Origin of the sequence: Pseudomonas sp. S31 (assembly GCF_016648105.1) — a bacterium.
Classification (GTDB): domain Bacteria; phylum Pseudomonadota; class Gammaproteobacteria; order Pseudomonadales; family Pseudomonadaceae; genus Aquipseudomonas.
In genome coordinates, this window is the sequence record NZ_JACVVE010000090.1 from 1 (window position 1) to 675 (window position 675).

The 675-nt window shown below is 58.8% G+C and carries 2 protein-coding genes; both read right to left on the reverse strand.

Annotation, left to right across the window (positions count from 1 at the left end; all coding sequences use genetic code 11):
- Window positions 1–23: 23 nt before the first annotated feature.
- On the reverse strand, window positions 24–197 hold the full coding sequence (locus IAE37_RS28590; protein ID WP_201178796.1) for a hypothetical protein: 174 nt from the start codon (window positions 195–197) through the stop codon (window positions 24–26).
- Window positions 194–472, reverse strand: a complete 279-nt coding sequence (locus IAE37_RS28595) for a hypothetical protein (RefSeq protein WP_201178797.1) — start codon at window positions 470–472, stop codon at window positions 194–196. Before IAE37_RS28595 ends, IAE37_RS28590 begins: the two co-directional genes overlap by 4 nt.
- Window positions 473–675 lie beyond the last annotated feature (203 nt).

Genomic DNA, 675 nt, shown 5'->3' on the forward strand with positions numbered 1-675 from the left:
CAGGCTGACGTGGCGCTGGTTGTTCAAAACCGCTTCTTGGCGCTCTCATTAACTTCACGGCGCTGGCGATTCAACTCGATGATTCGATCCCTTTCGGCTTCAGCCTGAATCGAATCAAAGGCTGCTAGGACCAGGCGCGAATAGTCGCGCCCGTCGCCCCTCAGGGTTGCTTGTCCGCGTTTCTGATTCGCTTTCATGCGGCCGCCTCGAAGGTTGTGCTTGACGCCGAAACTCCGAAGCGAGCCCAGTTGGAAGGCGAATAGAACTCGACCACTTTTGCCACCTTCACGATGAACTCGGCACCGAAGCGATATTGCTTGCCCTGGTAGACGCGAGGCTGTGTGAGCTTTTTGTCGAGGCATGTGGCCCCCACGGTACGACCATCACTCAGGCGAACACCGTGCTTCAGAGCTCGGCCGCAGTGCTCGCAGTTGCAGTTGCTCTCATAACCAACGATCTGGATTTGTCCCATCGTCTTGCCCTCCAGGGCGGTTGATTTCCCGTCTGGCCCTGTCGCCAAGGCCAGCCAGTGAAATTGAAGTGATCCAGGCGCCCATCGCTCTCTGGGCTACGCGCTTCCCCGCATTGGCATGCGCGCCACTTGGTTACCTGAACCCAGCTCACTGCGTGAGGCAGCTGCTGCCCTCATGTGCCGCTGAGGGTGACGGGTGTCGA